Here is an 8,355-nt window from a genome sequence, read left to right as displayed (position 1 = left end):
CGCATCCAGCAGCAGCTCGATGCGCTCACGAGCGGTCAGCTTGCCCTTCGCGTGCTGCGCCTCGGTCGCCCGGTCGCTCGGGCCACGCAGAGCCTGTTCACGGATCTCGTGCAGTTCGGCGACTCGCCCGCGCGCGTCGGCGGGCTCCCCCAAGGCAGCACGTTCCCTCACCGACATGCCACAGCCCCTCTCGACATGCTTCCCTTTACACCGACTCCACTTTAACAAACCGACCTCGCGGTTTTCTAGCCGCAAGAGACGGCTGCCAAACCTTCCGCGAGCATCGAAGGCGGCACTTCAACGCCAGCTATGGGGCGCCCGATACGGCGTCTGCTCCCACCGCCGCCACCCGGCCGACCCATCGGACACCTCGCCCCGCGACACGTCGACCGCATTCCGGTTCCTGGCCAGAACGGACAGCAACGCCGCCGCTACAGCGGTCAGTTCCTCCTCGTTCACACGGCCCCGTTCCACCCTCACCAAATCGGCCGTATTACTGCCCAATCCACTCACGCGAGTCCTCCTCTGCCATCGACACACGGTCCTGGAGCGGAATCGACGTTGGGTCGAGAACGACTCGGGGCGGCCTGACCTGGGCGGCCTCCGGAGGCCGGAACCGGACCCCCAACCGGAGTTGGAGAGTCCATTTAACAGCCGCCAGAAGTGCGGAGGAGTAGTAGAAATTAAACCGGGTGGTATGTATCTTCGGTGCAGGAAGGCGCCTCACCATCACCTTCCGTCACCGTCATCCTTGGGGGAACAATGACTATGACCACGTTTCAGGCGAATTACCCAGCGGTGAGTGCTGAGTCCACCCTCGACGGCAAGACGGCTTCCACGCCCGCACCCCCCTCGTTCCGCTTCCCCACCCTCACCACCACCGTTCCCAAGGAGTTCGTCCACCGGGCGGCCGTCGCCGAGGTCATGCTCACAGACTGGAAGCGCAAGGATGACCTCCATTTCGAGGTCACCGCTCAATGGCCGCGTGGGCACAGCTTCTTCAGCCCCATCGGCGAGCACCATGACCCCCTGCTCGCCGCGGAGACGATCCGTCAGATCGGTTCGCTCCTCGCGCACGCGGAGTTCGGCGTCCCGCTCGGCCACCACTTCCTGATGTGGGACCTTGAGTACGCCGTCGATCCCGACCAGCTCCGCATCGGCAACGCGCCCGCCGCACTGGACATCGACGTCGTCTGTACGGAGGTCAAGAGGCGCGGCGGCAGTCTGACGGGGCTGCGCTACGAGACGGTGATCAGGCGCAACGGACAGGTGGCCGTGACGGGAAGCGCCTCGTACACCTGCACCACACCGGCGGTGTACCGACGGCTGCGCGCGGGCCGCGGCCTCAGCGGCGGCCGGGCCCAGTTGCCCCTCACCGCCCCGACCTCACCCCAGAGCGTCGGACGCATGTCGCCCATCGACGTGGTGCTCTCCCCTGTGGGCGAGGCGAGACGCTGGCAGTTGCGCGCCGATACCCGCCACCACGTCCTGTTCGACCACCCGGTCGACCACGTCCCCGGCATGGTCCTCGTCGAAGCCGCTCGCCAGGCGGCGGCCGCTGTACTGGGCCAGTCGGACCTCCTCCCCATCGGCATCGCGAGCGACTTCAGCCGTTACGCCGAACTGACCGCCCCCTGCATGATCGAGGCCCGCCGGCTGGCCGACGCGGGCGCGGACGGGCGGCAGGCAGTGCTCGTAACCGGCCATCAGGAGGGTGCGCCGGTGTTCACCTCCACGGTGACCGCACCGTCGCCGACCCGCTGATCGGCCGTCGCACCGCCGCCCCGTCCCGTCACCCCCTCGCACGATCCCCCTCCCGCCGCGCTCCACCCTGTCCGGCGACGCCTGCTCCCCCGCACTTCCCCCGCGCTGACCGGCCCCCGGCCGGTCAGCGCGCGCACGTGTGCCGGTCGCGCCGCCCCGCCTCCCGACGGGCCAATTCCAGCCACTGTTCCGGAACCGGCCAGGTCGCCCCCGGCCGTGTTACCGCCGTACCCTGTAAGATACAAACTCGGCGGTTTTTTTGCGCGGGCTACCGCCCGGCATACGAAGCAGGTGGAGGAGGCGAAAGTGGCGAAGCAAGACCGAGCCATCCGTACACGTCAGGCGATTCTGTCGGCAGCGGCCAAGGTGTTCGAAGAGCGTGGGTACCAGGCAGCCACGATCACCGAGATCCTCACCACGGCCGGTGTCACCAAGGGAGCCCTGTACTTCCACTTCCAGTCCAAGGAGGACCTGGCCCAGGGCGTGCTCGGCGAGCAGGACCAGCGCCTCGTCGTCCCGGACCGCGCCTGCAAGACGCAGGAGCTCGTCGACACGGTCATGCTGCACGCCCACCGGCTGCAGACCGACCCCATGGTGCGCGCCGGTGTGCGGCTGTCCCTGGACCAGCAGGCGCATGACCTCGACCGCAGCGGCCCCTTCCTCCGGTGGGGCGAGGTCATGCGCCATCTCCTGGAGCAGGCACAGCTCCAGGGCGAGCTGCTCCCCCATGTGGTGCCCGCCGAGACCGCCGACGTCCTCGTGGGCAGCTTCGCCGGCATCCAGGCGATGTCCCAGGCGGTCAGCGACTACCAGGACCTCCCCGACCGGGTGTGCGCCCTGCTGCGCCACCTGATGCCCACGGTGGTGCTGTCCTCCATCCTCACCTCGGTGGACCTGTCCCGTACGCGGGGAGCGACGGTCTACACCGAACTGGCCGAGGCGCTGGAGGAGTTGGACAAGGTGCCGGTCGGCTGAGCCCGGTCGGCCGGCTCCGGCCGGCCGGACCCCGGCCGGCCACCTAGCAGGAACCGGGCACGGCCTCCGGGTCGCCGCCGGGGACCGCCTCCGTGCCGGTCACCGCACCGGTCACCGAACTGCTCACAGCACCGGTCACCGTCTCCTCGCCGAAGTACGCCCTCAGCGTGTCGGCCAGTCCGCCGCCGTCCGAGGCCCAGGCGATGTACCCGTCGGGTCGCACCAGCAGGGCCGCGCAGGGCACGGCGCCGGTCGGCACGCAGTGGACCACCCGCACGATGGCCGCCCAGTCCCGTGCCGCGTCCAGGTACCGGTTGCCCTCCTCGCCGAAGAGCAGCAGGAGCGGTTTGCCCTCGCGCAGCAGACCGATGACGTCCGACCGTCCTTCCGGCGTGTACAGAACAGCGTTTTGAAGAAACGTTCCTTCCAGCAGGGAGGCGCTACCTGCCGGGAGCACCGTGTCCTGGGCGCTGATCATGCCGCTTAGGTAGTCGTTGCCCCGGTCCGAGGTCAGCATGCCGCCGAGCAGCGTCCGGAGGGGGTCGAGCCCGAGGTCCGGGCGCATCAGCGCGACCTGCGCCCGGGTGTTGTCGATGACCCGCCGGGCCGCCACGCGGCGTTCCGTGTCATAGGTGTCGAGCAGGGTGTCACCCGCGCCGCCCCGCACCGCGAGGGCCAGTTTCCAGCTCAGGTTGAGCGCGTCCAGCAGGCCGGTGCTCAGCCCTTGACCGCCCACCGGGAAATGCACGTGGGCGGCGTCCCCGGCCAGGAAGACGGCTCCTTCCCGGTATGTCCGGGCCAGGCGGGTGAAATCGCTGAACCTGCTGAGCCAGCGGGCGTCGGCCATCGCGATGTCCCGTCCCACGATGCGCGACACCTCCCCGCTCAATTCCTCCAGGGTCAGCGGCAGGTGACGGTCGGCGGGCGCGGGCGGACAGCCGACCGTGCGCACATGAGCGCTGCCGTCGGGCTCTTCCTTGACGACGAGCCAGCCACGCGGAGTGCGGTGCCAGCCCGGGGGCACGGTGTCCCGGTCGCGGAACCGGACGAGCCCCATCATCGCGGACACGGTCGCCGGCCAGGTCTCGGAGGCGATTCCGGCCAGGCGGCGGACGGTGCTGCGCGCACCGTCCGCCCCCACCAGATACGTGCCGCCGTACGTCGCGCACCCCTCGGGTCCTGTCGCGGTGACCCGTACGCCGGCCGCGTCCTGCGCCACGTCCGTCACCCGGTGACCGCGCAGGATCCGGGCTCCCCGGGCGCGCGCCTCGGCCTCGAAGAGCCGCTCCAGATCCGCCTGGGGGACTTTCCAGATGGGGTTCGGTTCGCCGGCGGGGGCGGTGATGGACAGCCCCGGTATGCCCGCGAAGTGAAAGGGCATGGTGACCGCGACGCCGCCCTCTCCCGGTTCGGGGGCGGGGAGGTAGCCCCGTCGGGCCAGGCACTGGACCGTCCGGGCATGGAGGGTGGTCGCTCTCGGTCTTTCGGACGTGTCCTTCTCCGACTCGAGAAGCAGGACGTCGACGCCCTGTCCGGCCAGTTCGGCGGCGACCAGCATGCCGACCGGCCCTCCCCCGGCCACCAGTACCTGCGCACGCGTCAGGCTGCCCATCCCCGATCTCCCCCTGTAGCGGCGGCCCGGCACCCATGCCGTCCATCCGGCCAAGCGGAAATATACCGGGTGTCCGGTTCTTTGCAATGAACCGGACAATGAACCGGACAATGAGCCATCCCGCGGAAACGGGCGACGGCTACAGCGGCAGGGTTATGCCCAGTTCCCGCATCGCCGACGAGGGAGGGCCGCCCTCGGAGCGGGCCGTCTTGCGGCCCTTGCTGCCCGGCGCGAGCGTGCGCGGGTCCACCGCCTCGGCGGGGGCTCCGGTGGCGTACAGACCGTCGGGTTCGCTGTCGCGGTCGTGCGGAAGCAGCCAGAAGACCCGGCGACGGAACGTGCCGGACGAGCGCGACGGCTTGGCGCCCGGCCCCAGCAGCGCGTACCCGACCATGCGGCCGTCGCGGTGGTAGGCGGGCTTCCCCCGACGGGTCGGCAGCCGGTCGAGGCTCTGTCGTACGTAGTCGAGGTCGGCGATGTCCTCAAGCCAGATGAGGTCGACCTCGTGGATGATCTCGTCCTCTGCGATGAGGGCGCTCATGCCGTCTCCTGGTCAGCGAGCAGTCCGATGCCCGGGTAGTACTTCCGCTGGTTGGACAGGATCATCTCCTTCGGCGACGCCAGCCCCACCGCTTCGCGGACCCTGGCCGCGAAGGCACGGGACGAGATGGCCGGTGCCCCCTCATTGTGACACCAGGTCTTGTACGCCGCGTAGAGCGCTGCCTGTTCCGCGCGCAGATCCGGGTCGATTCGGCAGGATTCGCTGATGAACCGCCCGGTGTGGTCCTCGGTCTCGGCGTACGCGGTGGTGGCGATCCGGACCCGCTCGGGGCCGGTGAGGTCCTTCTCGCCGGCCAGGTAGCGGCGGGCGCCCTCGATGAGCCAGTTGAGGATGCCTGGGCCCTCCTCGGTCACCAGGATGTCCGCCAGGTTGTCGATCTTGCGGTCGTCGGAGACCACCCGCTCGAACGGGATGAGCCGCATCCGGCGCCAGAACGCGAAGCCGCCCGTGCCGACCTCCGGGCGGTGGTTGCCCAGCAGCCACAGCTTGTGCGTCGGCTCGAAACTGAAGAAGTCCTGCCGCATCCGGCGCGCCTTGATGCGGTCGCCGCCGGTGAGGAGCTTGACGCGGGCCTCGTCGAACTTGTCCCCGGGCTTCACCTCGCTGCACACGATGACCCGGCGGCCGTGCAGTTCGGCCAGGTCGGTGGGGTGGCCCTCGTAGGGGCGGGCCATCAGGAACCCGGGCGGGGCCGCGTCGGCGTAGTCGCCGAGCAGCTTCATCAGGACGTCCAGCAGGACCGACTTGCCGTTCTTGCCGGAGCCGAACAGGAACGGCATGACCTGCCCGCCGACGTCTCCCGTGATCGAGTAGCCCAGCAGCAGGTGCAGGAAGTCGACCATCTCCGCGCCGTCCGCGTCCTCCCCGAAGGTGTCGGTGAGGAACCGGTGCCAGCGCGGCGTGGGCATGGGCTGCGGGGCCGCGCTGGTGGAGCGGGAGTGGAAGTCCTTGTTGGGGTCGGGCGTGCGGATCAGCCCGGTGCGCAGGTCGACGATGCCGGCGGGGGTGCACAGGGCGTACGGGTCGGCGTCCAGGCGGGCGGCGTTGAGCACCATGCCGGGGGCGGCCTTGGCCTGGGTGAGCATGGCGTTCATGCCGCTGGTGCTCAGGGCGCGGCGGCGGTGCTGCTGGAGCGCCGAGCCGGTGAACACCCCGCGCGGGTCGGTGGAGGCGATGCTCTCGGCCAGGTCTCCGGCGGCCCAGATGACGGTGTCGTCCTCGTCGATCTGCCAGCGGGTGCTGTCCCAGCGGTACCAGCCGAGGCCCGGGACGTGCCGGTAGTCGTTGGCGTACAGCTTCACGAACAGCTTGGCGTTCCCGCGGTCGGTGAGGGTGTCGGGCAGCAGACCCGCGGCGGTCGCCTCACCGGCGGCCCCTTCGCCGCCGGGGGACGTCTCGCCGGGCGGCGGGGAGCCGACGCCGGACTCGCCGCCCTGGGCGGGCAGCGGGGCGGGGACCTGGGCGAGGATCTGCGCGGCGACCGCCTGGGCGTCGAAGAGGGCGTTGTCGTTGCGGGAGGTCATGCGCGGCCCCCCGGGGAGAGCGGCCGCAGCGAACCGGCGTTCAGGCCACTGCGGATGATGGCGCTGTAGCGGCGTTCCTGTCCGGGGCGGGCCTGCTCGGCGGCGTCCCTCAGGGCCTGTTCGGCGTCCCCGGCGGTCAGGTGCCCGGCGGCGACCAGCCCGCCGGCGGTGTAGGCGGCGCGGTTGAGCTTCGCGGAGAAGGCCGCGCCCTCGGGGACGGCCGCGCAGGCCGTCACCTCGCTCAGTACGGTGGCCAGGGCCCTGCCTGCCGCGTGACGGCCTCCGCCGGCCGCGATGACCGCCTGGCGGGCCCTGGGCGGCACGGGACGCGGGGCGGGCACGTGGGCGGGCGGGAGGTGCCCGGTACGGTCCAGTTCGTGCGCCAGCCAGTTGGGCAGGGGCGCGGGCTCGCGTACCGGGCCGACGGGCGTGTAGGTGCCGGCCGAGGTGGTGGTGCCCGGGGCGACGATGTACCCGCCGTGGGCGCGGACGTCGACCTGCCAGGCCAGGGCGCGCCCGCTGCCCGATCCGGTCGAGCACTGCCAGCGGTGGCTGCTGTGGGCGCGGTACCACACGTGGAGGCCTCCGGAGGGCGTGCGCACACGCAGGGTGGTGTCGTCGTCCGCCGGGCTGGTGGCGCCCCGCAGGGCGGCCAGCACGCCCAGCATGTGGAAGCCGTTGGCCAGTCCGACCAGGTTCACGCCGCCGGGGATGGGGATACCGGGCAGCAGCCGGTCGCGGTCGGGCAATTGCTGCTCGTGTGCGTCGATGTCGATGACGACCAGGTTGGCCGGGCCGCAGGCGACCCCGACCCCGAGGCCCGGGCTGCGGGCCCACCACTGCTCGATACGGGCGAAGTCCAGAGTGGCCGCGTGAAATCCGTGGCACCAGCGACCAGCCTGGAGGCAGGCGCATCCCTGGTGGGTGTGGCCAGGCTGACGGCACGCCTCGCAGTTGGCCGCGGGCGTCTTGCGTCCCGGGGCCAGCGGGTGGACCGGCCAGCCACGGCTGGCACACCACCTGGCGATGGCCAGGTTCTGCGGAGCGACCGCGGGCGAGGAGTCGGACTGCCCTGAGTCGCTGCGCGAAACCCACAGCTCATGAGCCATGCGCATCCCCCATCAGCGACCGAAGCGACTCAACGACGAACATAGATTAGCGAAGCTGTGGTGACCCAGGGGTCTCTGGGGAAGAAACACCCCGTCGTGTCGGGGTGGGAACCGCCAGCGACTGAAGCAACGAACCACCAGCGACTGGAGTTCCTTCGGTAGCTCCGTCAGTCGCTCCAAGAAACAGCACGTCAGATGCCCTGCGCAAACCAAAACAGCGACTGAAGCGACTCAAGGCCTCTATATATGACGCGCACGCGCATACACGCGCACGCGCGAATGTCTTGATATACCCGGACCTTCGGTCGCTTCAGTCGCTGATCAGCCAAGAGACCCCCTCTGACCTGGGCTTTTTCTTGAGACCCACGAGCGACCGAGAATCGCTTCGGTCGCTCTTCTTCAGTCGCTGCGCCACGCGGGGCGCTTCCGGGCCCAGCGACCGAGCAGCGACCGACGTCCTCCGGGCCGGGTCAGCGACCGAAGCGACTCAAGCGACTGTGGAGCGGATGTGCAGTGCGTCTGCACCCCGCCACTGGGGAACGCCGACAGGAGTCCCGAGTTCAGTCGCTTGGGTCGCTTCGGTCGCTTGTCGTTGACGGGTACGACAACGGCCCCAGGGGGCGTGTGCCTCCTGGGGCCCTTGTGGGTGAACCTCGCCGAGCGGTCAGGTCACCGGGTGACGGCGGCCGACTCGGCGTGCTGCTTGGCGAGGTTGAGGGTGGTGGTGGAGTTGCGGCCGAGTGCTTGGCGTATGTAGCGGCGGGCGTGTTCGAGGGTGGCGTCCTGGCCGAGGATGCGTGTGATGTTTTC

At 70.2% G+C, this 8,355-nt stretch carries 7 protein-coding genes and 1 pseudogene; 2 read left to right on the top strand and 6 right to left on the bottom strand.

Annotation, left to right across the window (positions count from 1 at the left end; genetic code table 11):
• A pseudogene (locus tag AB0J57_RS34625) lies at nt 1–177 on the bottom strand (methylmalonyl-CoA carboxyltransferase); the annotation flags it as partial.
• Between the two features lie 120 nt (nt 178–297).
• Nucleotides 298–474: an acyl-CoA carboxylase epsilon subunit gene (locus AB0J57_RS34620; RefSeq protein ID WP_366132398.1), complete on the bottom strand. Its 177-nt coding sequence runs from the start codon at nt 472–474 to the stop codon at nt 298–300.
• Between the two features lie 324 nt (nt 475–798).
• Between AB0J57_RS34620 and AB0J57_RS34615 the strand changes: the two genes are divergently transcribed.
• Complete coding sequence (locus AB0J57_RS34615; protein WP_366132397.1) at nt 799–1,764, top strand: ScbA/BarX family gamma-butyrolactone biosynthesis protein; 966 nt, start codon at nt 799–801, stop codon at nt 1,762–1,764.
• Between the two features lie 306 nt (nt 1,765–2,070).
• The gene (locus AB0J57_RS34610; RefSeq protein WP_366132396.1) at nt 2,071–2,739 is read left to right on the top strand and encodes a ScbR family autoregulator-binding transcription factor; all 669 of its coding nucleotides are present in this window, start codon (nt 2,071–2,073) and stop codon (nt 2,737–2,739) included.
• A 43-nt stretch (nt 2,740–2,782) separates the two neighbouring features.
• Here AB0J57_RS34610 and AB0J57_RS34605 read toward each other — a convergent pair whose 3' ends face one another.
• The 4 genes from AB0J57_RS34605 to AB0J57_RS34590 all read right to left on the bottom strand — a co-directional run bounded on the left by AB0J57_RS34605 (nt 2,783) and on the right by AB0J57_RS34590 (nt 7,545).
• Nucleotides 2,783–4,351, bottom strand: coding sequence for an FAD-dependent monooxygenase (locus AB0J57_RS34605; RefSeq protein WP_366132395.1), 1,569 nt, complete (start codon nt 4,349–4,351; stop codon nt 2,783–2,785).
• 139 nt (nt 4,352–4,490) lie between these two features.
• Nucleotides 4,491–4,892 (bottom strand): DUF6009 family protein, encoded by a 402-nt coding sequence (locus AB0J57_RS34600; protein WP_366132394.1) that lies wholly within the window; start codon nt 4,890–4,892, stop codon nt 4,491–4,493.
• The gene (locus AB0J57_RS34595; protein WP_366132393.1) at nt 4,889–6,436 is read right to left on the bottom strand and encodes a phage/plasmid primase, P4 family; all 1,548 of its coding nucleotides are present in this window, start codon (nt 6,434–6,436) and stop codon (nt 4,889–4,891) included. The genes AB0J57_RS34600 and AB0J57_RS34595 overlap by 4 nt, the downstream gene beginning before the upstream one ends.
• The gene (locus AB0J57_RS34590; protein WP_366132392.1) at nt 6,433–7,545 is read right to left on the bottom strand and encodes a bifunctional DNA primase/polymerase; all 1,113 of its coding nucleotides are present in this window, start codon (nt 7,543–7,545) and stop codon (nt 6,433–6,435) included. The genes AB0J57_RS34595 and AB0J57_RS34590 overlap by 4 nt, the downstream gene beginning before the upstream one ends.
• Nucleotides 7,546–8,355: the final 810 nt, after the last annotated feature.

It is taken from the genome of Streptomyces sp. NPDC049837, from assembly GCF_040674455.1.
In the GTDB taxonomy this organism is placed as follows: Bacteria; Actinomycetota; Actinomycetes; order Streptomycetales; family Streptomycetaceae; genus Streptomyces.
This window is presented reverse-complemented; position numbering and strand designations above follow the sequence as displayed.

Coding starts and splice junctions, on each gene's coding strand:
- AB0J57_RS34605 (WP_366132395.1), bottom strand. CDS start 4,351: ATGGGCAGCCTGACGCGTGCGCAGGTACTGGTGGCCGGGGGAGGGCCG.
- AB0J57_RS34600 (WP_366132394.1), bottom strand. CDS start 4,892: ATGAGCGCCCTCATCGCAGAGGACGAGATCATCCACGAGGTCGACCTC.
- AB0J57_RS34595 (WP_366132393.1), bottom strand. CDS start 6,436: ATGACCTCCCGCAACGACAACGCCCTCTTCGACGCCCAGGCGGTCGCC.
- AB0J57_RS34590 (WP_366132392.1), bottom strand. CDS start 7,545: ATGGCTCATGAGCTGTGGGTTTCGCGCAGCGACTCAGGGCAGTCCGAC.